The organism is Plantactinospora sp. WMMB782 (assembly GCF_049179135.1).
Lineage (GTDB): Bacteria > Actinomycetota > Actinomycetes > Mycobacteriales > Micromonosporaceae > Plantactinospora.
Map to the genome: position 1 here is coordinate 6,592,681 of NZ_JBMHMC010000007.1, position 24,701 is coordinate 6,617,381.

General features: G+C 73.6%; 19 protein-coding genes. 9 read left to right on the forward strand and 10 right to left on the reverse strand.

The window, feature by feature from the left end:
• Window positions 1-98: 98 nt before the first annotated feature.
• The 3 genes from ACN28A_RS31510 to ACN28A_RS31520 form a co-directional block, all read right to left on the reverse strand.
• On the reverse strand, window positions 99-671 hold the full coding sequence (locus ACN28A_RS31510) for a hypothetical protein (RefSeq protein WP_421401471.1): 573 nt from the start codon (window positions 669-671) through the stop codon (window positions 99-101).
• Window positions 672-846: 175 nt separating this feature from the next.
• A complete protein-coding gene (locus ACN28A_RS31515) occupies window positions 847-1,791 on the reverse strand; it encodes a tRNA (adenine-N1)-methyltransferase (protein ID WP_421401473.1) in 945 nt (314 codons plus the stop codon).
• Entirely contained in the window at window positions 1,788-2,933 is a 1,146-nt protein-coding gene (locus ACN28A_RS31520; RefSeq protein WP_421401475.1) for a site-2 protease family protein, read from the reverse strand. Before ACN28A_RS31520 ends, ACN28A_RS31515 begins: the two co-directional genes overlap by 4 nt.
• Before the next feature lie 136 nt (window positions 2,934-3,069).
• On the opposite strand from ACN28A_RS31520, the gene ACN28A_RS31525 reads away from it, so the two are divergent.
• The 5 genes from ACN28A_RS31525 to ACN28A_RS31545 all read left to right on the forward strand — a co-directional run bounded on the left by ACN28A_RS31525 (window position 3,070) and on the right by ACN28A_RS31545 (window position 10,265).
• Window positions 3,070-4,122, forward strand: a complete 1,053-nt coding sequence (locus ACN28A_RS31525) for a RecB family exonuclease (RefSeq protein WP_421401477.1) — start codon at window positions 3,070-3,072, stop codon at window positions 4,120-4,122.
• A 65-nt stretch (window positions 4,123-4,187) separates the two neighbouring features.
• Entirely contained in the window at window positions 4,188-5,486 is a 1,299-nt protein-coding gene (locus ACN28A_RS31530) for a sensor histidine kinase (protein WP_421401480.1), read from the forward strand.
• A complete protein-coding gene (locus tag ACN28A_RS31535; RefSeq protein ID WP_421401481.1) occupies window positions 5,483-6,169 on the forward strand; it encodes a response regulator in 687 nt (228 codons plus the stop codon). The genes ACN28A_RS31530 and ACN28A_RS31535 overlap by 4 nt, the downstream gene beginning before the upstream one ends.
• A 779-nt stretch (window positions 6,170-6,948) precedes the next feature.
• On the forward strand, window positions 6,949-7,716 hold the full coding sequence (locus tag ACN28A_RS31540; RefSeq protein ID WP_278061765.1) for an ABC transporter ATP-binding protein: 768 nt from the start codon (window positions 6,949-6,951) through the stop codon (window positions 7,714-7,716).
• On the forward strand, window positions 7,716-10,265 hold the full coding sequence (locus ACN28A_RS31545) for an ABC transporter permease (RefSeq protein ID WP_421401484.1): 2,550 nt from the start codon (window positions 7,716-7,718) through the stop codon (window positions 10,263-10,265). Before ACN28A_RS31540 ends, ACN28A_RS31545 begins: the two co-directional genes overlap by 1 nt.
• Before the next feature lie 202 nt (window positions 10,266-10,467).
• Here the strand turns inward: ACN28A_RS31545 and ACN28A_RS31550 are convergent, their stop codons facing one another.
• Window positions 10,468-11,121, reverse strand: coding sequence for an HAD family hydrolase (locus tag ACN28A_RS31550; RefSeq protein ID WP_421404741.1), 654 nt, complete (start codon window positions 11,119-11,121; stop codon window positions 10,468-10,470).
• A gap of 173 nt (window positions 11,122-11,294) precedes the next feature.
• Window positions 11,295-12,026, reverse strand: coding sequence for a neutral zinc metallopeptidase (locus ACN28A_RS31555; protein WP_421401486.1), 732 nt, complete (start codon window positions 12,024-12,026; stop codon window positions 11,295-11,297).
• Window positions 12,027-12,247: 221 nt separating this feature from the next.
• Between ACN28A_RS31555 and ACN28A_RS31560 the strand changes: the two genes are divergently transcribed.
• Together ACN28A_RS31560 and ACN28A_RS31565 are read left to right on the forward strand one after the other, a co-directional pair.
• Entirely contained in the window at window positions 12,248-12,595 is a 348-nt protein-coding gene (locus ACN28A_RS31560) for a hypothetical protein (RefSeq protein WP_421401489.1), read from the forward strand.
• Window positions 12,592-13,740, forward strand: a complete 1,149-nt coding sequence (locus ACN28A_RS31565; protein ID WP_421401491.1) for an oxalate decarboxylase family bicupin — start codon at window positions 12,592-12,594, stop codon at window positions 13,738-13,740. Before ACN28A_RS31560 ends, ACN28A_RS31565 begins: the two co-directional genes overlap by 4 nt.
• Here ACN28A_RS31565 and ACN28A_RS31570 read toward each other — a convergent pair.
• Both ACN28A_RS31570 and metH read right to left on the reverse strand, forming a co-directional pair.
• Entirely contained in the window at window positions 13,730-15,898 is a 2,169-nt protein-coding gene (locus ACN28A_RS31570) for a LuxR C-terminal-related transcriptional regulator (protein ID WP_421401494.1), read from the reverse strand. The two genes, ACN28A_RS31565 and ACN28A_RS31570, sit on opposite strands and share 11 nt — an antisense overlap.
• A 138-nt stretch (window positions 15,899-16,036) precedes the next feature.
• Window positions 16,037-19,540 (reverse strand): methionine synthase, encoded by a 3,504-nt coding sequence (metH, locus tag ACN28A_RS31575; RefSeq protein WP_421404743.1) that lies wholly within the window; start codon window positions 19,538-19,540, stop codon window positions 16,037-16,039.
• A 319-nt stretch (window positions 19,541-19,859) separates the two neighbouring features.
• On the opposite strand from metH, the gene ACN28A_RS31580 reads away from it, so the two are divergent.
• On the forward strand, window positions 19,860-20,729 hold the full coding sequence (locus ACN28A_RS31580) for a PAC2 family protein (RefSeq protein WP_421401496.1): 870 nt from the start codon (window positions 19,860-19,862) through the stop codon (window positions 20,727-20,729).
• A gap of 234 nt (window positions 20,730-20,963) precedes the next feature.
• Window positions 20,964-21,755 (forward strand): GntR family transcriptional regulator, encoded by a 792-nt coding sequence (locus tag ACN28A_RS31585; RefSeq protein ID WP_421404744.1) that lies wholly within the window; start codon window positions 20,964-20,966, stop codon window positions 21,753-21,755.
• A 55-nt stretch (window positions 21,756-21,810) separates the two neighbouring features.
• On the opposite strand, the gene mshC is transcribed toward ACN28A_RS31585, so the two are convergent.
• The 3 genes from mshC to ACN28A_RS31600 all read right to left on the reverse strand — a co-directional run bounded on the left by mshC (window position 21,811) and on the right by ACN28A_RS31600 (window position 24,595).
• Window positions 21,811-23,049 (reverse strand): cysteine--1-D-myo-inosityl 2-amino-2-deoxy-alpha-D-glucopyranoside ligase, encoded by a 1,239-nt coding sequence (mshC, locus tag ACN28A_RS31590; protein WP_421401499.1) that lies wholly within the window; start codon window positions 23,047-23,049, stop codon window positions 21,811-21,813.
• 117 nt (window positions 23,050-23,166) lie between these two features.
• Window positions 23,167-23,985 carry an SCO1664 family protein gene (locus ACN28A_RS31595; RefSeq protein ID WP_421401502.1) on the reverse strand — a complete coding sequence of 273 codons (819 nt, stop codon included), beginning with the start codon at window positions 23,983-23,985 and terminating at the stop codon, window positions 23,167-23,169.
• Window positions 23,986-24,016: 31 nt separating this feature from the next.
• Window positions 24,017-24,595 (reverse strand): DUF3090 domain-containing protein, encoded by a 579-nt coding sequence (locus ACN28A_RS31600; protein WP_421401504.1) that lies wholly within the window; start codon window positions 24,593-24,595, stop codon window positions 24,017-24,019.
• Window positions 24,596-24,701: the final 106 nt, after the last annotated feature.

Genomic DNA, 24,701 nt, shown 5'->3' on the forward strand with positions numbered 1-24,701 from the left:
GTTCGGATACTTCGGGTGCGAGGTCGGACGGTCGTCGTTCCGAGGGGCACACCAGGCACGACCGGCGGCAGTGGGACTTTTCTCACCGCCGGCGGAGTTCAGAGCGTGGGACGCCCCACCACCGAGGCGACCAGCCGGGCGAACTCCTCCAGCCGGGCGATCTGCCCCGCGCCGCCGTCGTCGAGCGTCTTGCCGAACCGCAGCGCGTCGTGCCGGGGCGGTGCCTGCGCCTCGTCGCCGGGTACGCCCTCGTCCAGCGAGCTGAGCAGCAGGTAGACGTCGATGCTGTCGACCCGGATCTGGCCGGTCGGGGTACGGCTCAACCGCCGCCGGCAGCCCACCTCGCTGACCGTGGAGACCGGCACCACCCGCAACGACGACGTCATCGAGCCGGCCGGACCGTCGTCGGGTGGCACGTCCTCGCCGTGCCAGAGGATCAGCCGGCTGCCGTCGCAGATCGCGACCTCCTGCCAGACCCCGTTCACCTCGTTGACGAAGCGCTCCAGGGTGAAGCCGAGCACCGAGGCGCCGTTGAGCACCCCGTTCAGCGCCTCCATCGCGACGTCCGGATCGCGCAGGTACGCCCGGGCCGCCGACTCCAGCTCCCGGTACGGCGACCAGTCCGGGAAGACGGCCGGCAGGTCACCGCCGCCGAACGTCGGGCGGCTCACGCCCGCCCTCCGCGACCGAGCCCGCCGCGCCCTCCGCGGCCGAGCCCGTCGAACCCGCCGCGCCCGCCGCCACGACGACATCCACTCGCACCGAGCCGGTTGATCCGCTCGCACATGACGTCTCCTCGCCGTGCTCGGCACGCCCGCTGATGCGTCGACTCCGGCGGGAAGGGGGTCATTCCGCGGCCCTCCCGGGGGTTGCCTCGGCCTCCTGCCGGGCCTGGCGACGCAGCGCGTACGCCTCGGCGCCCTTGCTGGGCTTGCGCCGGCGCGGCGGTGCGGTGACCCCGGGCGCCAGCCGGCGGCTGGAGACGAGGAAGGCGGTGTGCGCGATCATGCGGTGGTCCGGGCGTACCGCGAGGCCGTCCGCGTGCCAGTCCCGGACCAGCGACTCCCAGGCCCGGGGCTCGGTGAACCCGCCCCGCTCGCGCAGCGCCTCGACCAGTTCGGAGAGCTGGGGTGTGGTGGCGACGTAACCGATGAAGACCCCGCCGGGGACCAGCGCGCGTTCGACCATGTCGAGCGCCTCCCAGGGGGTGAGCAGGTCAAGGATGATCCGGTCGAAACCGGACTCCTGGCAATCTGCCACGTCGCCCACCCGGAGATTCCAGGCTGGATGCGGTCCACCGAAGAAGGATTCCACATTTCGGCGGGCGATCTCGGAGAAGTCCTCGCGCAGTTCGTAGGAGTGCAGCTCGCCCTCCGGGCCGACCGCCCGCAGCAGTGAACAGGTGAGCGCGCCGGAGCCGACGCCCGCCTCCAGCACCTTGGCGCCGGGGAAGATGTCGCCCATCGTGACGATCTGGGCCGCGTCCTTCGGGTAGATGACCTGCGCACCCCGCGGCATCGAGAGTACGTAGTCGGCGAGCAGCGGCCGCAGCGCCAGGTAGGCCGTGCCGCCGGTCGAGGTGACCACGCTGCCGTCCGGCAACCCGATCAGCGCGTCGTGCTCCAGCGCGCCGCGGTGGGTGTGGAACGACCGCCCCGGCTCCAGCGTGATGGTGTGCATCCGGCCCTTGGGGTCGGTGAGCTGGACGCGGTCGCCGGGGCGGAACGGCCCCCGGTGCGCCGGCACCGGTGCGGTCGGGGCGGCGGGGACGGCGGTGGGCTGTGCGGTCACTGAACCTTCATCTTCCGTTTCGGCTCGAGGAGCTGCGCCAGGTCGGCGATGTGCAGAACGCCGACCACATCTTCGCCTGAGGTCACCAGGTACTGCGCGCCCGGGTGGGCCTGCACCTCGTGCACGACCTGCTCCCCGCCGAGCCCGACGGCCAGGCTGGGCACCCCGGCCAGGTCCCGGGCGACCGCGTCCACCGGCACCCAGGGCCGCCGTTCGGCGGGTACGGCCGCGGCGGCGGTCCGGTCGACGAGCGCCACCAGCCGGCCGGACGAGTCCGCCACCGCGAGCGCCGTACCGGGGGTGCCGCGCCGTTGCGCCTCGGAAAGCGGCGTGCCGCTCGGCACCGAGAAGACCGGCCGGGCGAGCCGGGCCAGGTCGACGAGCGGGAACCGCCGGCTGATCCGGGCCGCCCGGATCGTCTGCCCGGCCCCCTGCCAGAGGGTGAACGCGACGAGCAGCACCAGGGCCAGCCCCAGCCAGGGCAGCCCGCCCAGCCAGGTCAGCAGCGTGAAGATCACGGCGGTGCCGATCGCCACGGCCCGGCCGAACCAGCCGGCCACCTCGGTGGCCAGGTGCCGGTCCCGGGTGACCGCCCAGACCCCGGCCCGCAACGCCCGACCGCCGTCCAGCGGCAGGCCGGGCAGCATGTTGAAGATCCCGACCAGCACGTTGCTGGCGGCGAGTTGGAAGGCGAACTGGTTTGCCAGGGTGCCGTCCGGCAGGGCGAGCGTGGCGGCGACCCCCACCAGCCCGAGGACCAGGGAGACCGCCGGCCCGGCGAGCGAGACGAGCAGGTCCACCCGGGGTGTCGGGGCGTCCCGCTCCATCTCGGTGTAGCCGCCGAGCAGCTCGAGCGTGATGCCGCGCACCCCGATCCCGTACCGGCGGGCGGTCAGTGCGTGTCCCAGCTCGTGCAGCAGCACCGAGCCGAGCAGCAGGACCACGAAGACGAGCCCGACCAGATAGCCGGTGAGCTGGGAGAGTGCGAGCTGGTGCCGGACGAACTCGCCGTACATGACGGTGACCAGGGCCACCAGCAGCAGCATCGAGGGGTTGAGGTAGACCGGAACGCCGAAGACCCGGCCGACGGTGAGGCCGGGCCGCCGGTCGGGCCTGCGTCGGGGTCGCGAGTTTCCCTCCATCTCCTCCGATGCTACGGAACATCGTGCCGGGTGGAGCCGCCGGTTCGGCCGGGGTGACCGCGGACGATCGGGGCCGGTACGCATGCCGGGGCGGGTGGACCGGCTTCGGTCGTACCCGTGACATAGCCTTCCGGACATGACGGCGGAGACGGTGACATCGCAGACAGCCACAGGCGCCCCGACGGATTCTCCGGCCGGAGCCGCCCCGGCCCGGGTCACCGCCTCGTTGTCCCCGTCGCGGGCGGCCGACTTCAAGACCTGCCCGCTGCTCTACCGGTTCCGCAGCATCGACCGGTTGCCGGAGCGGCCGAGCGTCGAGCAGGCCCGGGGCACGCTCGTGCACGCCGTGCTGGAACGCCTCTTCGACCTGCCGGCGGAGCAGCGCACGCCGGCCGCCGCGGGCGAGCTGGTGGCACCGCAGTGGGACCGGCTGGTGACCGAGCAGGCCGAGCTGGCCGAGATCTTCACCGCGGGTGACCTCGCCGGCCCGGCCGAGTTCCTGACCTCGGCCCGGGAGTTGCTCGACGGCTACTTCACGGTGGAGGACCCGCGCCGGCTGGAGCCGGCCGAGCGGGAGAGCCTGGTCTCCACGGTGGTCGACGAGCAGCTGCTGATCCGGGGCTACATCGACCGGCTGGACGTCTCTGCCGACGGCGCCCTGCGGGTGGTCGACTACAAGACCGGCGGCGCGCCCCGGGAGGCGTTCGAGGCGCGGGCGCTGTTCCAGCTCAAGTTCTACGCCCTGGTGCTGTGGCGCACCCGTGGGGTGGTGCCCAGGGTGCTGCGCCTGCTCTATCTCAAGGACGCCGAGGTCTGCGACTACGCCCCCGACGCCGAGGAGCTGGTCCGGTTCGAGCGCACCGTGCTGGCCCTCTGGCGGGCCATCGAGCAGGCCACCCGGGCCCGCGACTTCCGGCCCCGGCCGAGCCGGCTCTGCGACTGGTGCAACCACCAGGCGCACTGCCCGGCCTTCGGCGGCACTCCCCCGCCGTTCCCGGAGCCGACCGCACCGCCCGACCCGTCGGCACCACCACCGCCGTCCCGGCCGGCTCCGGCTCCGGCTCCGGCTCCGGCTCCGGGGAGCGTAGTGGCTGGCCCGGTGGTGCCCGGCCAGTCGACCGGGCCGGGCCCGGCGGGTGCGGAGCTGCCCACCGGCCGCTCCGGCCGGGAGGAGCGCGCCTCATCCTGAAGAAGGACCCCAGGGTCGCCGCTGGCGACGACCTGTCGGCCCGAACAGCGGCTAGCGTCGCCAGCATGACCCCCACCGACTCCGCCACGACACCGGCGCCCGACCGGTTCGCGGGGAGCTGGCGGCAGCGCCTCGGGCTCGGTCCCGGGCAGCGCGGGCCGCGCCTCCGGCTCGATCCCGGGCAGCGCAGGTGGCTGCTCCGGGACGGGCTGCTCGCGGTCGCCGCCGTCGCGGTGGAGGCGGTGCTGGTCGGCACCGCCCCAGCGGGACTGGTCCCGTGGGGCTGGCCCGGGATGGCGATCTGGAGCATCGTCTGCGCCGCCCCGATCGCGCTGCGCCGGGTGGCGCCGTGGCCGGCAGTGCTGCTGGCCGTGCCGGCCTTCGTCGCCGCGGCCCTGGTCGGCGCGCAGCCGGCCACCGTGGGGGTCACGTTCGTCCTGCTCACCTACACCACCGCCGCGCTGCTGCCACTGCGCCAGGCGGCGCTGGCCGCGGCCGTGATCTGGGGACCGGCCCTGGCCGTCACGCTCGTCGAGCCGCTGCCGACCGACTACACCGAGCCCTCCCGCGCCTACCTGGTCTTCACCCAGGTGCTGCTCGCACTGGTCTGCTTCTTCGTCGGGCGTACGGTGCACGCCCGGCGGGCCACCATCCTGGCCCTGGAGGAACGGGCCCGGGTCGCCGAGGAGAACCAGCGGTCGCTGGCCGACCAGGCGGTCGCCGACGAGCGCCGCCGGATCGCCCGCGAACTGCACGACGTGGTCGCGCACCACGTAAGCGTGATGGGCGTACTGGCCACCGGGGCGCGGCGGGTGCTGTCCCGGGATCCGGCCGCCACCGACGGCGCGCTGGGCACCATCGAGGAGACCAGCCGGACGACCCTGCGCGAACTGCGCCGGCTGCTGGACGTGCTGCGTACCGATACCGAACCGGCCGCCGAACTGTCCCCACAGCCGGGGCTGGCCGGCATCGAGGCGCTTGTGGAGCAGGTCCGGGAGGCCGGGCTGCCGGTGACCCTGCGGGTGGACGGCACACCCGGCCCGCTGGATCCCGGGGTGGCGCTCACCGTCTTCCGGATCGTCCAGGAGGCGCTCACCAACACCCTCAAGCACGCCGGCGCGGCCACCGCACAGGTCCGGCTGAGCTTCGGGGTCTACTGGCTGATCGTCGAGATCGCCGACACCGGCCGGGGGCCGGCGCCGGGAAGCGGACGGCTGGGGCACGGCCTGGTGGGGATGCGGGAACGGATGGCCCTCTACGGTGGAACCCTGCGTACCGGTCCCCGTCCGGGCGGTGGCTACCGGGTGTACGCCAAGATGCCGATGGAGCAACTCGGCGCACCGATCGACAAGGGGGCCGCATGAGTGACGGCAGGGACAGCGGCCGGCCGGTGCGCGTACTGCTCGCCGACGACCAGCCGCTGCTGCGTACCGGATTCCGGATGGTGCTGGGCGCGGAGGACGACCTGGACATCGTCGGCGAGGCCGGTGACGGTGCGGAGGCGGTGGACCTGTCCCGGCGGCTGCTGCCCGACGTGGTGCTGATGGACATCCGGATGCCCCGGATGGACGGGGTGGCCGCCACCCGGGCGATCATCGACGCCCGGCTGCCGGTGCGGGTGCTCATCCTGACCACCTTCGACCTCGACGAGTACGTGGTGGGCGCGCTCCGGGCCGGGGCGAGCGGCTTCCTGGCCAAGGACGTACCCGCCGAGGACCTGGTCACCGCGATCCGCACCGTCGCCGCCGGTGAGGCGGTGGTGGCACCCCGGATCCTCAAGCGGCTGCTGGACCGGTTCGCCGAGACGCTGCCCGACCCGGACGCCACCCCGCCCAAGGCGATCGGGGTGCTCACCGAACGGGAGCGGGAGGTGCTGGTCCAGGTGGCGCGCGGGCTGTCGAACGCCGAGATCGCCCGGGTGCTCTCGGTGAGTGAGACGACGATCAAGACGCACGTCGGGCACGTGCTGACCAAGCTCGGTCTGCGTGACCGGGTGCAGGCGGTGGTACTCGCCTACGAGACCGGGCTGGTCCGGCCCGGGGCGTGACGGCGCGGGGCGTGACGGCGCGGGGCGTGACGGCGCGGGGCGTGACGGCGCGGGCGGAACCGGCCTCCGGGAGACCCCGGGGGCGGAGCCGTCCGGCAGGCGTAGCCGGGCACCCCGGGCACCCCCCTCGGAAGTAGGCCGCCGGGTCGGCACGGCGTACGACCCGGCGGGCGCCGAGTGGTCCGGCCGGAGGACGGGTCCGCCGCGCCGGGCGTACCCGAAGACCATCCCGGCGCACGACGGCCCGGCGGATTTCCGCGCCTACCGTTGCTGTCAGGTACGGCTACGGCGGTGGGTCGCACCGCCGGACGGACGGAGGGGACACCCATGACCGCGATCACGGGGGCGGCGGAGCGGACCGGTTCGGCATTCCGCCGATCGACGCACAGCGCGAACGGATCATGACAGACTGATACGACTCGGCCGCGAAGATCCCGAGCGCACGCCCGATCCGGGACTCGACCTGCCCGGGGGAAGCGATCCGGGAAGCGGAACCGGGCGGAGCGCCTTGCCGGACCAGATCGGCGCGTGGCCGACCCGCCCGGCCCGAGTGCCGGCTTCACCTTTCCGATCAACGGCACCGAAACGCCGGTTGACGGCACCGACACATATCAGTCAGGGGCAACCCTGATTCGGCGTCAGGGCGTACCCGCAGCGATTTTTCCGCGTCGGACTCCGTCGCGGGGCGGACGCCCGGATTGCCCGGGTCGTCGACGATGGATGCTGCCGGCCGGACCGCGTGGTCCGGTCGGACCAAGAATTTCTAGGGGGAGATGTACGTGACCGCGACGGTAGCCCGAGATGCCCAGTTCGCCGCCCGGGCCAGCGACGTGTGGAAGGTGTACGGCAGCGGAGAGGCGCAGGTCGTCGCGCTGCGCGGCGTCAACGCGGAATTCGAGAAGGCCCGGTTCACCGCAATCATGGGACCGTCCGGATCCGGCAAGTCGACGCTGATGCACTGCCTCGCCGGGCTGGATTCGGTGACCCGGGGAACCATTCATATCGGCGACACCGCGGTCACCGGACTCGGTGACGCGGGTCTGACGAAACTGCGCCGGGACAAGGTCGGTTTCATCTTCCAGCAGTTCAACCTGCTGCCCACGCTGACGGCGCTGGAGAACATCCTGCTGCCGCTCTCGATCGCCGGTCGTAAACCCGACAAGGAATGGCTCGACACCGTCATCGACACCGTCGGGCTGCGGGACCGGCTGGGCCACCGCCCGGCCCAGCTCTCCGGCGGGCAGCAGCAGCGGGTGGCCTGCGCCCGCGCGCTCGCCTCCCGGCCCGAGGTGATCTTCGCCGACGAGCCGACCGGCAACCTGGACTCCCGGGCCGGTGCCGAGGTGCTCGGCTTCCTGCGCCGGTCCGTCGCCGAGTACGGGCAGACGATCGTGATGGTCACGCACGACCCGGTGGCCGCCTCCTACGCCGGCCGGGTCATCTTCCTCGCCGACGGCCAGATCGTCTCCGAGCTGATCGAGCCGACCCCGGAGACCGTGCTGGACACCATGAAGAAGCTCGACGGGCTTGCCGAGGCGGGGCTCTGATGCTGCGCGCGACCCTGAAGAGCCTGCTCGCCCGCAAGGTGCGGCTGGTCCTCTCCGGCCTGGCCGTCGTGCTCGGCGTGATGTTCGTCTCCGGCGCCTTCGTCCTCACCGACACGCTGGCCCGGTCCTTCGACACCGTCTTCAGCGACGCGTACGCCGAGACCGACGTCGGCGTGAGCGCCGAGCCGAAGATCGACGTCGGCGAGATGGAGGGGATGGAGGTCGCCACCGCCTTCCCGGCCAGCGCCCTGGAGCAGGTCCGCGAGGTCCCCGGGGTGGCCGAGGCCACCGGACTGGCCATGGCCGACGGCGCCCGGGTGATCGGCAGCAACGGCAAGGTGCTGACCAGCGTCGGCCCGCCGCAGCTCGGCACCAACTGGACCGGCGAGAGCGGTCAACTCGAACTGCGCGAGGGCCGCGGCCCGACCGCCGACAGCGAGATCGCCGTCAACGCGGCCGTGGCAAAGGCGGCCAAGCTGGCCGTCGGCGACCGGGTCGGGGTGCTCACGCTGCAACCGAAGCGCGAGTTCACCGTGGTCGGCGTCTTCGGCTACAGCAACGACCGGGACAGCCTCGGTGGCACCCAGGAGGTGGCGTTCACCGAGCGGGTCGCCCAGGAGGTGATGCTCGGCCAGCCCGGCGTCTTCTCCGAGCTGAGTGTCAGGGCCGCCGACGGGGTCGACCCGGCCGACCTGCGCGACGACATCGCCGCCGCGCTCGGCGACGGCTACGTGGTCAAGACCGGCGAACAGCTCTCCGCGGACGCCTCCGCCGGGCTCAAGGAGGGCCTCGCCTTCTTCAACAACATCCTGCTCGGCTTCGCCGGGGTGGCCCTCTTCGTCGGCATCTTCCTGATCCTCAACACCTTCTCGATCATCGTCGCCCAGCGGACCAGGGAACTCGCGCTGCTCCGGGCGATCGGCGCCGGCCGCCGTCAGGTGATCGGCTCGGTGCTTGTCGAGGCGGTCGCGATCGGCCTGGTCGCCTCGGTACTCGGGCTCGGCGCCGGGATCGGCGTCGGTGCGCTGCTGGCGTACGTCTTCGGGCAGACCGCCGGTGGACTGCAACTGGCCGGGCTGGGCGTACCACCGGCGGCGGTGATCAGCTCCTTCGCGGTCGGCCTGGTCGTCACGGTCGTCGCGGCGGTACTTCCGGCGATGCGGGCCGCCCGGATCCCTCCGGTGGCCGCCATGCAGGACGTGGCGACCCCGGACCGGCCGCTGACCAGGATCTCGGTCGCCGGTGCGGTGGTGACGGCACTCGGCGGCACCCTGATGGCGCTGGGCCTGAGCGGCAGTGCCGGCGACAACACCCTGCCGGCCATCCTCGGCGGCGTGCTGCTCTCGTTCATCGGGGTGGCGCTGCTGACCCCGCTGATCAGCCGTCCGGTGGTCGGGCTGCTCGGCCGGCTCTTCTCCTGGTCGGTGCCGGGCAAGCTGGGCCGGTTGAACTCGGGCCGCAACCCGCGCCGCACCGCGATCACCGCCGCCGCGCTGATGGTCGGCATCGCCCTGGTCACCGGGGTGACGGTGATCCTCGACTCGGCCAAGAGCAGCATCACCGAGCTGGCCGAGGACACCATCCAGGCCGAACTGGTGATCTCCGGGGCGCAGACCGGCGCCCGGCCGCCGAGCTTCGACCCGGCGGTGCTGGACCGGGCCGCCGAGCTGCCCGGGGTGGCGATGGTGGCCGGGCTGTACGGCGACCGCGCGGTGGTCGGCGGCGAGCAGGGCTGGATCACCGCGACCAGCAACGTCCCGGCGCTGCGGGAGATCTACCGGGCCACCCCGACGGCCGGCACCATCGACACGCTCGGCCCGAACCAGCTCATGGTCGACTCCGGGACCGCCAGGGAGCGGGGCCTCTCGGTCGGGTCCACGGTGCCGGTGCAGTTGTCCCGGGGCGAGGCCCGGACCTACACGGTGACCGGGATCTACGCCGAGTCGCAGCTGTTCGGCGGGTTCCTGGTGCCGGCGTCGGCGGCGGTCGACTTCGCGGTGCCGCAGCCGTCCCAGGCGTACCTGAAGCTGGCACCGGGCGCCACCGTCGATGACGTGATGCCACGGGTCGAGACGCTGCTCGCGGACAGCCCCGAGGTGTCGGTCGCCGACCGGGCCGACTTCATCGAGCAGCAGACGGGGCAGCTCGACGGGCTGCTGACGATGATCCAGATCCTGCTGGCGCTGGCGATCGTGATCGCCGTACTCGGCATCGTGAACACGCTGGCCCTGTCGGTGCTGGAACGTACCCGGGAGTTGGGTCTGCTCCGGGCGATCGGGCTGCGACGGGGACAGACCATGCGGATGATCACCGTCGAGGCGGTGGTGATCTCGGTCTTCGGTGCCCTGCTCGGGGTGGCGGTCGGCACCGGGCTCGGTGCCGCCGTGGTCCGGGCGCTGCGCGAGGACGGCATCACCAACCTGGTGCTGCCGTGGACCGAGATGGGGGTCTTCCTGGGTCTGGCGGCCGTCGTCGGTGTGGTCGCGGCGGTACTGCCGGCGATCCGCGCGGCCCGGCTGAACGTGCTCGGCGCGATCGCGCACGAGTAGCGGACCGGCCCGCGGCCCAAGGGGGTGGCCGTGGGCAGCAGGGCCGGGGGCGGCGTCGGGACGGGCGCCGCCCCCGGCCACGTCCCGGCCCGTCCGCGCGGCGGTGCGGTCTGCCGCGTCCGGGCCGGCCGTGCTCCGGGCCGGCGGACCGGGCGGCAGTGTGCCCCGCTCCCCGGGTCCACCTCGCCGGTACCGGGCGTCGTCAGCGGGACAGGTCGAGCGGGGAGAGCAGGCCGGCGAGCAGGTCCAGGTCGACCCCGGCCAGCGTCTCCAGCAGGCGTACGCCGTCGGCCGGGTCGATCGGCACCGCGTGCGGCACGGCGAGCACGGCGGCACCCGCGGCGAGCGCGCTCGCGACCCCGGCCGGCGAGTCCTCGATCGCCACGCACCGGGAGATCGGCACGCCCAGCAGCCGGGCCGCCGTCAGGTACGGCTCCGGGTCCGGCTTCGTCGCGGCCACCTCGTCGCCGCAGACCACCACGTCGAAGGTGTCCCGGCCCAGCGTCTCCAGCGCGATCTCCACCACCGCCCGGCGGGTCGAGGTGACCAGGGCGGCCGGTACCGCGGCGGCGCGTACCGCCGTCACCAGGGCCAGCGCGCCCGGCCGCCACCGCAGGTCGCTCAGGAACAGCTCGCCGACCCGCCGGTCGACCCAGGCGGCGCTGACCGCCGGGTCCCGCCAGGTCTGCCCGAGGTCGGTGTGCAGGATCCGCATCGACACGGTCATGTCGGTGCCGACCATGGCGAGCCGGGCGGCCTCGGAGAGGGTGCCGCCGTAGTGCGCGGCGAGTTCCTGGAGCCCGATGTCCCACAACCGCTCGCTGTCCACAAGCGTGCCGTCCATGTCGAAGAGCACCGCGGCGGGATGCTGGCTGTTCAGGACTTCCTCCCGGATCTGACGCGAGTTGTCGCCCCCGATCGTGCCAACGCCGTCCGACGATCCCGGCACACCGGCCGGCAAGTGTGGCGGACACCTCACCGGACCGACCGGCGGCGGGCAGCTGTCGACCGGCACCGGAAAGCGGGGCGTCAGCGCAGGTCGCAGGCGTCCAGCGAGCGCTCGTAACCGCCGAAGAACGCGTCGGTGCGCTGCTCCGCCGTGCCGTGCGCCCCCTCGGCGAACCACGGCTGGCCCGGGTCGTCGGCAACCGCCCGCAGGCCGGCGGCCAGCTCGTCGAGGTCGCCGTCCTCGATCGTCAGCGCCCGGGACCGCACCGAGTCCCCGAGGTACGCCCCGGCCATGCAGTCGGCCTGCAACTCCTGCTGGATGGTGAAGTCGTACCGGATGCCGAGTCGCACCTGCACGCCGTGCGCGTACTCGTGGCCGAGCAGGTAGAAGAGGAAGGCGTCGCCGACCTGCCGGAACGCGGCGACCGCCCAGTTGACGTCGTAGGCGATGAAGTCGCCCGCCGAACAGTAGACGGCGTTGTTGCGCGGCAGTGGCTGACCGGCGCAGCCGACCTCACCCTCCCGCTGGTAGGCGGTGATCCGCCGGATCGGCTGGAACCGCTCCCCCGACGCATCGAAGCGCTCCGTCCAGTACTCCTCGGCGACCCGTACCGCACCGGTGATGTCGCGCTGGAACTCATCGACGGTCATCGTGCCGTCGGCCTCGGCGTTTCCGTCCGGCGTGCCCTGCCCGCCCGGCCCCGGACGGCCCTCCTCGGCCGCCCCACCGGCGAAGCAGGCGGCCGTGACGACGAGCGTCACGCCCAGCGCGAGGAGCCGCCAGAGTCGGTCGGTACGGCGCAACGGACGCATCACGGCCCCTCCCAGTGGACACCGGAACAGAAACACTTCCCAGGGTGGCGACGGGGTCAAACCCGTGCCGGGCGACCGGCCGGAGACCCGAAGCCGTCTCCGCCGGACCGGCGGCCCCGACCCGAGAGCGGGCGCATTTCCCGCGTTCGCGTGAGGTTGTGGCGCCGGTTACCGGCAAGACCGCAGGCGTGACGACGACCGACGCTGCCGTACCAGCAGGCGTGACGACGACCGACGTTGCCGTGCCACCGGTCCCGGACCGCCCGGTCCGGTGCCGCCGCGGCCGGCCCGGTGCCGGTCCGGCCACGCCGACGGCCGGAGTGCCGACCATCGTCCCGCTGGCCCGGACCCGGCGCAACCTCGGCGCCCTCGCCCTGCTGACCGCCGCCGCCGCACTCGGCGGTGCACCACTGTGGACGGTGGTGGTGCTGGCCCTGACCTGTGTCGCGATCCCACTCGCCGTCGGCCTGGACGGCGGCCCCGGGCAGGTCCGGACGCTGCTGCTCGGCGTCACCGCCACCCGAACCCGAACGACCGATCACCGGCAACGAGAGGAAGAACCGGTATGAACCGAATGTCGCCGAGCGACAGGCCCCAGCCCGAGCGTGCCGGCGCGGGCTGGATCGACGTCGGGCCCCGCAACGTGGAGCTGGACCTGCAGAACCTGGACCTGCTGGTACCGCCGCCGACCGACCGGGGCACGGTGCCCAACCTGAAGTTCTCGTTCTCCGACGCACACACCCGGATCGAGCGGGGCGGCTGGACCCGCGAGGTGACCCAGCGCGAGCTGCCGATCGCCACAACGCTCAGCGGTGTCGACATGGCCCTCGAACCCGGCGCCTACCGGGAACTGCACTGGCACCAACAGGCCGAGTGGGGGTACGTGCTGACCGGCAGCTGCCGGATCGGCGCCGTCGACCAGGAAGGACGCAACTTCCTCGACGACGTCGGCCAGGGCGACCTGTGGTTCTTCCCGAAGGGCGTACCGCACCACATCCAGGCCCTCGACGACGGGGTGGAGTTCCTGCTCGTCTTCGACGACGGTGGCTTCTCGGAGAACTCCACCTTCCTGATCAGCGACTTCTTCGCACACACCCCGAAGGAGGTGATCGCCAAGAACTTCGGCTGGCGCGTCGAGCAGCTCGCCGACCTGCCGGAGAAGGAGAAGTACATCTTCCCCGGCCAGGTGCCGCCGCCGCTGGACGTCGACCGGGTGGTCAGCCCCACCGGCGACGTGCCACGCACCTTCAAGCACCGGCTGCACGCCCAGGCACCGGAACGCTTCGACGGCGGCACGGTACGGATCGCCGACGTGACGAACTTCGCCGCCGCGACCACCATCTGCGCGGCCCTGGTGGAGGTCGAGCCGGGCGCGATGCGCGAACTGCACTGGCACCCCACCGACGACGAGTGGCAGTACTACATCTCGGGCAGCGGCCGGATGGGCGTCTTCGCCAGCTCCGGGGTGAACCGCACCTTCGACTACCGGTCCGGGGACGTCGGCTACGTGCCGTTCGCGTACGGGCACTACATCGAGAACACCGGCAACGAGCCGCTGGTGTTCCTGGAGATGTTCCGCAATCCGCGGTTCGAGGACATCTCGCTGGCCCAGTGGATGGCCAACACGCCGCCGGAGGTCGCCGCCGACACCCTCAACCTGCCCCGCGCGCTCATCGAGTCGATCCGCCGGGACAAGCGGTCGGTCACCGCCTGACCGGCACACCCCTGGCCCCCCGGGAACCGGGCCGGTCCTCCCGGGTCGCCCAGAGCCGGGCCAGGTCCAGCCGGTTCCGGACGCCGAGTTTGGCGTACACCGCGCGGAGCTGTGCGTCGACGGTGTGGAAGGAGACGAACAGGCTCGCCGCCGCCTGCTGCTTCGTCGCGCCGCCGACCAGCAGTTCGGCCACCCGGGTCTCGGCGGCGGTCAGCGCGGCGAACCCGCCGCCGGCCCGGCCGCCCCGGTTCCGGCGCCCCGGAGCCAGGGCAGCCGCACACCGGACCGCCCGCTCCTGGTCCCCGACGGCACCGAGCCGGCCGAACAGGGCGGCGGCCTCCTCCGCCGCCCGCCGGGCCACCGCCGGTCCGGTGCCGGGCGCACCCGCCAGGTCGTGCAGCGCGTCGGCCAGCACCGGCCGGGCCGAAGTGGTCCGCAACGATGCCACCGCCCCGCCCAGGAGTGCCGGATCGCGCTCCACCACCCCGGCGGCGTGCTGCGCGATCCCCCACCACAGGCTGCTGTCCACCCGCTGCGCGACCCCGACCAGCCGCTCCGCGAGCTGGTGCGCCCGGTCCGCGTCGTCGAGCGCCAGCACCGCCCGGACCAGCGCCGGCGCCTGCTGCGGGACGAGCAGCACCGGACGTACCGACCGGGCCAGCTCGTCGACGGCGGCCCGGAGGAACCCGGCGTGCCGGTCCGGTTCCGGATCGAAGGCGGCGGCGCCGGCCAACCGGACCCACGCGACGCCGTCCGGCCACTCCGCCGGTGGCTGGACGCCGGCCAGCAGCTCGCGGGCGGTCTCCGGACACCCCCGCCGGAACGCCACCTCCACCCGCACCGCCAGCAGCTCGGCGTGCACCTCGTCGGCGAGCTGGCCGGCCGGCCAGCGGTGCAGCGCCAGCTCCGCCCGGGTCGCCGCCTCCGGAAGCTCCCCGGCGGCGATCCGGAGCCGGCAGTCCAGCGCCGTCAGCATCGGCTGCGTCGCCGCGCCGAGCGTGCCCAGGTCCGCCTCGGCGAACCGCAGCGCGGTGCCGGCCTCCTCGAACTCGCCGCAGGCGAGCTGGCAGGCGATCCGCTCGACCCGCAGTACCGCGCCCTGCGCCCTGGCGGCCGGGACGCTCGGGTCGACCCGGCCGAGCAGCCGCCGGGCGGCCGGCAGGTCCCCGCCGGCCAGCGCCGCTCCGGCCCGGGCCAGCGCCATCCGCAGCTCGCCGGCCGGGGCGGGCGCGTCGGCCTGGGCCCGGTCCGCCGCCGCCAGCAGCGACTCCAGGTCGGGATGGCCGAGCCGGCCCGCCACCGCGGCCAGCGTGGTCAGCAGCCAGCTCCGCTGGTCGGCGGCCAGCTCGGGCTGGGCCAGGGCGCGGTCCAGATAGCCGAGGGCCAGCGAGGGGCGGCCGGTGGCGTACCAGGCGCCGAGCCGGCCGAGCAGCAGGGCCCGGTAACCGGCCCCGGCCCGGTCGGCCGCGATCTCGTCGCCCAGGATCGCCAGTGCCGGCTCGATCCGCCCGGCCAGCATCAGGTGGTCGACCGCGGCCAGCGCCCAGTCCCGGCGCAGTTGCGGCGCGAGCCCGGCATCCCGGCCGGCCCGGACCGCCAACAGCAGGTCGGCCGCCGTCGACGGATCGACCGCCGGATCGGCGACCAGCCGGGAGACCAGGGGTACGTCGACCGGCCCGGCCGCGTCCAGTACCCGCAGCAGGTGGCCGGCGGCCGCCGCCGGATGTCCCTGCTCGGCCAGTACCCGGGCCGCCCGGGTGTGCAGCGCGGCCAGCAGCGACGGCGGCACCTCCCGCCGCACGGCGGCCCGCAGTTGCGCCGAGCCGGGCCGCAGCCCGCCGGGCGAGTCCACCAGCGCGCCCCCGGCGATCAGCGCCTCCACGTCGTCGTGCAGCGCCGGGCCGGACCGGTCGGTCATCCGCTCCACGAACCAGACCTGGCACGGCTCGTCGCAGATCGCGACAGCCCGGAGGATCCACCGCTGGGCGGCGGAGCCGACAGGCTGGGCGCCGACAGGCTGCCCGTCCACCGCCGGCCCGTCCACCGCAGATCCGCTCGCCGTCGGGACGCTCACCGGCCGCCCGTCCACCGATCCGTCCGCCGCCGGGCTGCTGGCCGCAGGTCCGTCCGGCCGGTCCAGCGCGAACGACGTGGCCATGGCACCCCCTCGGCGGCGGCCGGCACCGGACACGAGACGGATTCGGCCTTCCGCTCCGAGGCTATCCAGGGCGATCCCGAGCGCGCCGGAGTTCGCCAGCATTCGCCGGCGCACGCACCCCGGGTCGCCGGTGCCCGGTCACCTGGCGTTGAAGTAGCTGGCCTCCGGATGGTGCACCACGATGGCGTCGGTCGACTGCTCCGGCACGAGCTGGTACTCCTCGGAGAGCCGCACCCCGATCCGTTCCGCGCCGAGCAGCTCGACCAACCTGGCCCGGTGTTCCAGGTCGGGGCAGGCCGGATAGCCGAACGCGTACCGGCAGCCCCGGTAGTCGGTGCGGAGCAGCCCGGCTAGGTCGGCCGGGTCGTCGTCGGCCACCGAACCGCCGCCGGGCAGGGTCAGCTCGGTCCGGATCCGGCGGTGCCAGTACTCGGCGAGAGCCTCGGTGAGCTGCACCGACAACCCGTGCACCTCCAGGTAGTCGCGGTACTCGTCGGCGGCGAAGAGCTTCGCGGCGTACTCCCCGATCGGCTGCCCCACGGTGACCAGTTGCAGCGCGACGACGTCGAGCCCGGCGCCCCGGGGCCGGAAGAAGTCGGCCAGGCAGAGCCGCCGCTCCTGCCGCTGCCGGGGGAAGCCGAACCGGGCCGTCTCGACCTCGCCCCGCTCGTCGAGCAGCACCAGTTCGTTGCCGTCCGAGTAGGCCGGGAAGTAGCCGTAGACGACGGCCGCCTCGAGTACCCGGTCGGCGGCGAGCCGGTCCAGCCAGGCACGCAACCGGGGCCGCCCGTCCGTCTCCACCAGTTCCTCGTAGCTCGGCCCGGCACCGCCGCGCGAACCGCGCAGCCCCCACTGGCCGCCGAAGGTGGCCCGCTCGTCGAGCAGCGCCGCGTAGTCGGCCAGCGGAATGCCCCGGACCACCCGGCTGCCGTAGAACGGCGGCGTCGGCACCGGCAGGTCGGTCGGCACGTCGGAGCGGACCGAGTCGTCGGAGAGTTCCGGCAGCGCCGCGCCGACCCGGGTCCGCTGCCGGTCCCGGCGGGCCCGCCGGGCGGCCAGCGCCGCCTCCCGCTCGGCGTCCACCACCGGGGCACCGCCGCGTTTCGCCGCCATCAGCCGGTCCATCAGGGACAGTCCCTCGAAGGCGTCCCGGGCGTAGTGCACCTCGCCGGGGTACCCGGACCGGAGGTCGTCCTCCACGTAGGAGCGGGTCAGCGCCGCACCGCCGAGCAGCACCGGCCAGCGCCCGGCGACGTTCCGGGCGGCCATCTCGGCCAGGTTCTCCCGCATCACCACCGTGCTCTTCACCAGCAGTCCGGACATCCCGATCGCGTCCGCCGCGTGTTCCTCGGCGGCGTCCAGGATCGCCGCGATCGGCTGCTTGATGCCGATGTTGACCACCTCGTAGCCGTTGTTCGTCAGGATGATGTCGACCAGGTTCTTGCCGATGTCGTGCACGTCGCCCTTGACGGTGGCCAGCACGATCCGGCCCTTGCCACCGTCGGCGGAGCGCTCCATGTGCGGTTCGAGATGGCCGACCGCCGCCTTCATCACCTCGGCGGACTGGAGCACGAACGGCAGCTGCATCTGGCCGGCGCCGAACAGTTCGCCGACCACCCGCATCCCGTCCAGCAGCAGCTCGTTCACGATGGCCAGCGCCGACCGGCCGGTCAGTGCCTCGTCGAGGTCGGCCTCGAGCCCGGTGCGCTCGCCGTCCACCACCCGGCGCTTCAACCGCTCGTCCACCGGCAGCGCGGCCAGTTCCTCCGCCCGGCCGGCCCGGGCCGAGGCGGCGTCCACCCCCTCGAAGAGGTCGACGAACCGCTGCACCGGGTCGTGGCCCGGCCGGCGCCGGTCGTGGACCAGGTCCAGCGCCGCCTCCCGCTGCCCGTCAGGGATCCTGGCCATCGGCAGGATCTTGCTGGCGTGCACGATCGCGCTGGTCAGACCGGCCCGCACGCACTCGTGCAGGAAGACCGAGTTGAGCACCTGCCGGGCCGCCGGGTTCAACCCGAAGGAGACGTTCGAGATGCCGAGGATGAAGTTGACCCCCGGATAGCGGCGGGCGATCTCCCGGATCGCCTCGATGGTCTCCACCCCGTCCCGCCGGGTCTCGTCCTGGCCGGTGGCGATCGGGAAGGTGAGGCAGTCGACCAGGATGTCCCGGCGGTCGATCCCCCACCGGCCGGTGAGGTCGTCGATCAGCCGGGACGCCACCCGCACCTTCCACTCCGCCGTCCGGGCCTGACCCTCCTCGTCGATGGTCAGCGCCACCACCGCGGCACCGTGCTCGCGGACCAGCGGCAGCATCCGGGCGTACCGGGAGTCGGGGCCGTCGCCGTCCTCGAAGTTGACCGAGTTGACCACGCACCGGCCGCCGAGCATCTCCAGCCCCGCCTCGACCACGGCCGGCTCGGTGGAGTCGAGCATGACCGGCAGGGTGCAGGCGGTGGCGAACCGGCCGGCGAGTTCACGCATGTCGCGTACGCCGTCCCGGCCGACGTAGTCGACACAGAGGTCGAGCAGGTGCGACCCGTCCCGGGCCTGGCCCCGGGCGATCTCGACACACTCCTGCCAGTCCCCGGCCAGCATCGCCGTTCGGAACGCCTTCGAGCCGTTGGCGTTGGTCCGCTCGCCGACCATCAGCACGCTGGCGTCCTGGGCGAACGGTACGTGGTGGTAGAGGCTGGCCACCCCCGGATCCGGCTCCGGCGTCCGGGGCGGCGCCACCGGCCCGGCACCGAGCCGCCGCACCACCGCCCGGATGTGCTCCGGGGTGGTGCCGCAGCAGCCGCCGACCAGGGTGACGCCGTACCCGTCGACGAAGCCGGCAAGCGCCTCGGCCAGCTCGTCCGGGGTGAGCGGATAGCGGGCGCCGTCGGCGGTCAGCTCCGGCAGCCCGGCGTTCGGCATCACCGACAGCGGGATCCGGGCGTGCCGGGACAGGTAGCGCAGGTGTTCGGTCATCTCGGCCGGCCCGGTGGCGCAGTTCAGCCCGATCAGATCGATGCCGAGCGGCTCCAGGGCGGTCAGCGCCGCCCCGATCTCACTGCCCAGCAGCATGGTGCCGGTGGTCTCGACCGTGACGTGGCAGACCACCGGCAGCTCCCGGCCCGCCTCGGCCAGCGCCCGCCGGGCACCCACCACCGCCGCCTTGACCTGGAGCAGATCCTGGCAGGTCTCCACGACCAGCCCGTCCACGCCACCGGCGAGCAGCCCGGCCGCGTTGCGCTGGTACGCGTCGCGCAGTTCCGGGTAGCCGAGATGCCCCAGGGTCGGCAGCTTCGTCCCCGGCCCCATCGCGCCGAGCACGTAGCGGGGCCGGTCCGGGCTGGCCGCCGCGTCGGCGGCCTGCCGCGCCAGCCGGGCGCCCGCCTCGGCCAGCTCGGCGATCCGGTCCTCGATGCCGTACTCGCGCAGTGCGGAGAGGTTGGTGCCGAAGGTGTTCGTCTCGACACAGTCCGCCCCGGCGGCCAGGTACGCGTCGTGCACCGACCGGACCACGTCGGGCCGGGTCACGTTGAGTATCTCGTTGCACCCCTCGTGACCCTCGAAGTCGTCAAGGGTCAACTCGGCTGCCTGCAACATCGTCCCCATCGCGCCGTCGGCGACCAGCACCCGCCGGCCGAGCGCGTCACGCAGCGGAGTCGACACGCCTTGAGGCTAGTCCGGCGGCCGGTGCCGCCACCGGAGGTAGGCGTACCGTCCGCAGACGTACCCTCAGCCGGTCGATCAGCCCTTCCGTCCGTGATGTCCGGCGGCGACCGGATGGCCGGGGGACCGCCCGTCGCGCTCCCCTGCCGGGCCGGGCCGGCGCGGCCGGCGGGCCGCATCCGGGTCAGGGACGTAGGCTGGCGGACGTGAGGGACAACAGGGACGGCAGTACCAGGCACATCGCGGACACCACCAGACGGCTCCGGACCGTCCGGTCCGGCCGCGGCACGCACGCTGGGGGTAGGGCGTGACCGAGTTCGACGGGCTGCCCATGCTGCGCTCGCCGGTCGCGATCGCGGCCTTCGAGGGCTGGAACGACGCGGCCGACGCCTCCACCGCGGCGGTCGAACACCTGGAACAGGTCTGGCAGGCGCAGCAGATCACCGAGCTGGACCCGGAGGACTTCTACGACTTCCAGGTGAGCCGGCCGACGATCACGATGGCCGACGGCGAGACCCGCCGGGTCGAGTGGCCGACCACCCGGTTCATGCGGGCCAGCCCGGACGGTACGGACCGGGACGTGGTGCTGATCCGCGGGATCGAGCCGAGCATGCGCTGGCGCACCTTCTGCGAGCAGGTGCTGGAGGTCTGCCACAGCCTGGAGATCAACCGGATCGTGCTGCTCGGCGCGCTGCTGGCCGACGTGCCGTACACCCGGCCGCTGCCGATCAGCGGCAGCGCCTCGGACAAGGACGCCGCCGAGCGCTACCAGCTCACCCCGACCCGCTACGACGGCCCGACCGGCATCGTCGGGGTACTGCACGACGCCGCCACCCGGGCCGAGGTCGACGCCGTGTCGTTCTGGGTGCACGTGCCGCACTACGCCAACAACCCGCCCTGCCCGAAGGCGACCCTGGCCCTGCTGCACCGGGTCGAGGAGGTGCTCGACCTGCCGGTCCCGATGTCGGAGCTGGCCGAGGAGGCCGCCGAGTGGGAGCAGCGGGTCCGTACCGCCGCCGAGCAGGACGCCGAGCTCGGCGAGTACGTCCGCGAGCTGGAGGAACGGGTCGGTGACGCCGGCATCCAGCCGCTGACCGGTGACGAGATCGCCCAGGAGTTCGAGAAGTACCTGCGTCGGCGCGGCGGCTCGGCCGGCCCGACCGCCGGCTCCTGGTAGCCCTACTGCCGCACGGCCTACCCGCGCCACCATCCCGCGCCCACCCGGCGCAGCCGGGTAGCTTCCACCTCCACCTGGACACCAGAGGCGCTACCACCGCTGGATAGCGCCTCTGGTGTCCAGGTCGGCAAGTGCCTATACGTCGTTGGTCGGTCGGGTTCGGGTTGCGTGAGGCACGTTTCGTAGGGCATCCTAGGACACTAGTGTTGTTGTTGGACGGGTGCGGGGGTGGGAGTGCAGATCAACCCGGGAGCGGCCGAGTTTCCGCACCGACAGATCGCCGGGCAGCTGCGGGCCAGGATCCGCGCGGGCGACTGGGCGGCCGGTGAACGGCTCCCCTCCATCCCGGCCATCGCCGAGATGTTCGGGGTGGCCAAGCAGACCGTGCAGCGCGCCATCGACCAGCTCCGGGTCGAGGGTGTGCTGATCACCAAGCCGGGCTCCGGCACGTACGTCCGGGGCACCCGGCGCCGGCTCAACCGGCTCTCCCGGGGCCGGTACGGCGGCCACCGGGGCTACCACGCCGACCTTGCCGCCCGGTACCGGCAACAGTTGGTGCAGGTCGGTCGGGCACCGGCCCCGCCCGAGGTGGCCGACGCGTTCGGGGTGCCCGACGGCACCGAACTGGTAGTCCGGCGGCACCTGGTACGCACCGAGGAGGTGCCGGTCGAGGTCGGCGCCTCCTGGTTCCGTACCGCCGACGCCGCCGGCACCAGCCTGGAGCGGATGGAGGCGTACGGCCGGCCGCTCTACCAGGAGGCGGAGGAGGCGATCGGCCGGCGCTACGTCTCCGCCACCGACCAGATCAGCGCCCGGCAGCCGAGCCGGGACGAGGCGGAGATCCTCCAGATCCGCCCGGACACCCCCGTGCTGCACCTGCTGCACGTCGCCTACGACGCCAACCACAAGCCGATCGAGGTGGCCCAGGCGACCTGGCCCGGCCCGATGACCACGCTGACCGAGCAGTACCAGGTCCCCGGCCCGGTGCCGGAGGCCGACCCGGACCCGGGCCTGGTACTCGGCTGACTGTGCCGCCGGAGAGCGTCCGGCCGCCGCGCCACAGGGACGTCCAGCCGCCGCGCTACAGCTTGACGCCGAGCAGGGCGTCGACGGTGGCGGCCATCAGGTCCGGTGCGGCCGGATCGGTGCCGGAGCCGGCCAGCGCGGCGTCCACCCAGCGGTCCAGCAGGGCCAGCGCGCCCGGCGTGTCGAGGTCGTCGGCGAGCCGCTCGCGTACCCCGGCCAGCAGCTCCGGGCCGGCGGGCCCGGACGGCGCCGCGGCGGACTCCCGCCACCGGGCCAGCCGCGAGGTGCTCTCCTTGAGCAGGTCGTCGGTCCACTCCCGGTCGCTGCGGTAGTGGCCGGCGAGCAGCGCCAGCCGCACCGCCATCGGGTCCACGTGGTCGGCCCGCAGCCGGGAGACGAAGACCAGGTTCCCCTTGGACTTCGACATCTTCTCGCCGTCCAGGCCGATCATGCCGGCGTGTACGTAGTGCCGGGCGAACGGCTCCGCCCCGGTCAGCCGCTCGGCGTGCGCCGCCGAGCACTCGTGGTGCGGGAAGAGCAGGTCGTTGCCGCCGCCCTGGACGTCGACGGTGTCCCCGAGCAGCGCCATGGCGATCACGGCGCACTCGATGTGCCAGCCCGGTCGGCCGGGGCCGAGCGAACCGCCCGCCCAGGCCGGCTCGCCGTCCCGGGCGCCGCGCCAGAGCAGCGGGTCGAGCCGGTCCCGCTTGCCGGCCCGGTCCGGATCCCCGCCCCGCTCGGCGAAGTAGCCGAGCATCTGCTCGCGGGAGAGGTTGGACTCGTAGCCGAACCGGGGTGCGGCGGAGACGTCGAAGTAGACGTCCCCGGTGCCGTCGTCGAGCCGGTACGCCGCACCGTCGTCGACAAGCGCCCGGACCTTCTCGGCGATCGCCGGGATCGACTCGACGGCGCCGACGTAGTGGGCGGGCGGGATCATCCGCAGCGCCTCCATGTCCTCCCGGAACAGCGCGGTCTCCCGCATCGCCAGGACCACCCAGTCCTCGCCGTCCCGCTCGGCCCGCTCCAGCAGCGGATCGTCGATGTCGGTGACGTTCTGCACGTAGTCGACCTGGTGGCCACCGTCCCGCCACACCCGCTGTACGACGTCGAAAGCGATCATCGTCGCGGCATGCCCCAGATGGGTCGCGTCGTACGGCGTGATCCCGCAGACGTACATCGTCGCCGGGCCGGAGGGGCGGGTCGGGTGCACGCCACGGCGCGCCGAGTCGTAGAGAGCGAGCTGCGGTCCCCGACCCGGCAACCGGGGAATCTCGTGACCCATCCAGGTTTCCATGGTCACCAGATTAGTCAGCCGGCCGGCCCCGGGCCCCGGCCCGCCGGCAGGGGTGATCAGATCGACAGCAGCCGCCCGGCCACCCGGAATCGGTTAGTCGCCGGAGAGCGCCGGAACTCAGATCGGCGGCCAGGGGATGGCCGGCCACTCCTCGGAGGGCTCCGGGAACCGTGCGCCGGCCAGCAGCCGGTCGACCCGGCGGGCCAGCGCGGCGACCTCGCCGACCGTCAGGTGTTCGGCCAGGCTCTCCCCCAGCGTGCCGGCGAGCTGGCGGGTCAGTTCGGTGAGCATCTCCAGCGCGTCCGGCGGCAGGTCCCGGCGGGACCAGCCCCAGAGCACCGTACGCAGCTTCTCCTCGACGTGGAAGCAGACGCCGTGGTCGACGCCGTAGATCCGGTCGTCCGGGCCGACGAGCACGTGCCCGCCCTTGCGGTCGGCGTTGTTGATCACCGCGTCGAGCACGGCGAGCCGGGCCAGCCGGGGATCGTCGGCGTGCGCGAGGGCGTACGGGGCGCCGTCGTCGTCCCGGGCCGCCGCCACCCGGAACCAGCGGGCCGGCAGGCTGCGGGCGGGCACGAACCCGACAAGCGGCTCGGCCTGCTCCGGCTCGTCGATCCAGAGCTGGCAGGCGCCGGGGCCGAGCGGACCGTCCCGGAGCACCGTCGGCGGGACCAGGTCCCATCCGGTGGCCCGGGAGAGCAGGTACGCGGAGACCTCCCGACCGGCCAGCGTGCCGTCCGGGAAGTCCCAGAGCGGCCGCTCGCCCCGGATCGGCTTGTAGACGCAGCGGGCGGTGACCCCGTCCAGGGTCAGGAATCCCCGCAGCGTGGTGTTGGAGGCGTCGACCAGCCGGCCCTCCAGCTCGAACTCGCCGCCGCGCAGCAGACGCAGGGCGTCGCTCTCCTCCAGCACGGGCCGCAGTTCGGAGGAGGTCACCGGGCCGGACCCGGTGCGGGGACGGCGACGGTCACCGGTGGTACCCGTTGTGTCGCGGACAGAGGTGCCCGGCCGGGTCGAGCGGCTGGCCGCAGAGCGGGCACGGCGGCCGTCCCGCCGCCACCACCCGGCGGGCCCGCTCGATGAACTCGCGGGCCGCCTGCGGGGTCAACCGGACCCGGAGCCGGTCGAGGTCGTCGTCCGGCTCCTCGTCGTCGGAGTCGACCTCCTCCTCCTCGCCGCCGAGTTCGACCTCCGCCTCGGCCTCCCCGGCGGCGATCGCCTCGATCACCACCGTGGCGGTGTCGACGTCGAAGGCCAGCCCGAGGGTGCCGACCCGGAACTCCTCGTCGACCGGCGTGTCCAGCGGCTCGTTGTCCGAGGTGACCGGGGGCGGCTCGGGCAGCTCGACGCCGAACCGGCGGTGCGCCTCGGTCAGCAGTTCCTCAAGCTTCTCGGCCAGCAGGGAGACCTGGACCTTCTCCAGCGCCACGCTGACCAGCCGGCCGCCGCCGCGGGCCTGGAGGAAGAACGTCCGCTCACCCGGCGGACCCACAGTTCCGGCGACGAACCGCTCGGGCGGCTCGAATGCGTGCACCTGGTGGGTCATACCCACGACCCTATCCGCCCGGCTACCACAGCGCGCAGCCCACCGACGCGAATCACCGTACGCCCGGGCCCGCCGGCGCCGACGGCGGTGGTCCGCCGCGCGGTCT

Coding starts and splice junctions, on each gene's coding strand:
- ACN28A_RS31570 (WP_421401494.1), bottom strand. CDS start 15,898: ATGGCCACGTCGTTCGCGCTGGACCGGCCGGACGGACCTGCGGCCAGC.
- ACN28A_RS31535 (WP_421401481.1), top strand. CDS start 5,483: ATGAGTGACGGCAGGGACAGCGGCCGGCCGGTGCGCGTACTGCTCGCC.
- ACN28A_RS31600 (WP_421401504.1), bottom strand. CDS start 24,595: ATGACCCACCAGGTGCACGCATTCGAGCCGCCCGAGCGGTTCGTCGCC.
- ACN28A_RS31565 (WP_421401491.1), top strand. CDS start 12,592: ATGAACCGAATGTCGCCGAGCGACAGGCCCCAGCCCGAGCGTGCCGGC.
- ACN28A_RS31555 (WP_421401486.1), bottom strand. CDS start 12,026: ATGCGTCCGTTGCGCCGTACCGACCGACTCTGGCGGCTCCTCGCGCTG.
- ACN28A_RS31520 (WP_421401475.1), bottom strand. CDS start 2,933: ATGGAGGGAAACTCGCGACCCCGACGCAGGCCCGACCGGCGGCCCGGC.
- ACN28A_RS31545 (WP_421401484.1), top strand. CDS start 7,716: ATGCTGCGCGCGACCCTGAAGAGCCTGCTCGCCCGCAAGGTGCGGCTG.
- ACN28A_RS31525 (WP_421401477.1), top strand. CDS start 3,070: ATGACGGCGGAGACGGTGACATCGCAGACAGCCACAGGCGCCCCGACG.
- mshC (WP_421401499.1), bottom strand. CDS start 23,049: ATGGAAACCTGGATGGGTCACGAGATTCCCCGGTTGCCGGGTCGGGGA.
- ACN28A_RS31530 (WP_421401480.1), top strand. CDS start 4,188: ATGACCCCCACCGACTCCGCCACGACACCGGCGCCCGACCGGTTCGCG.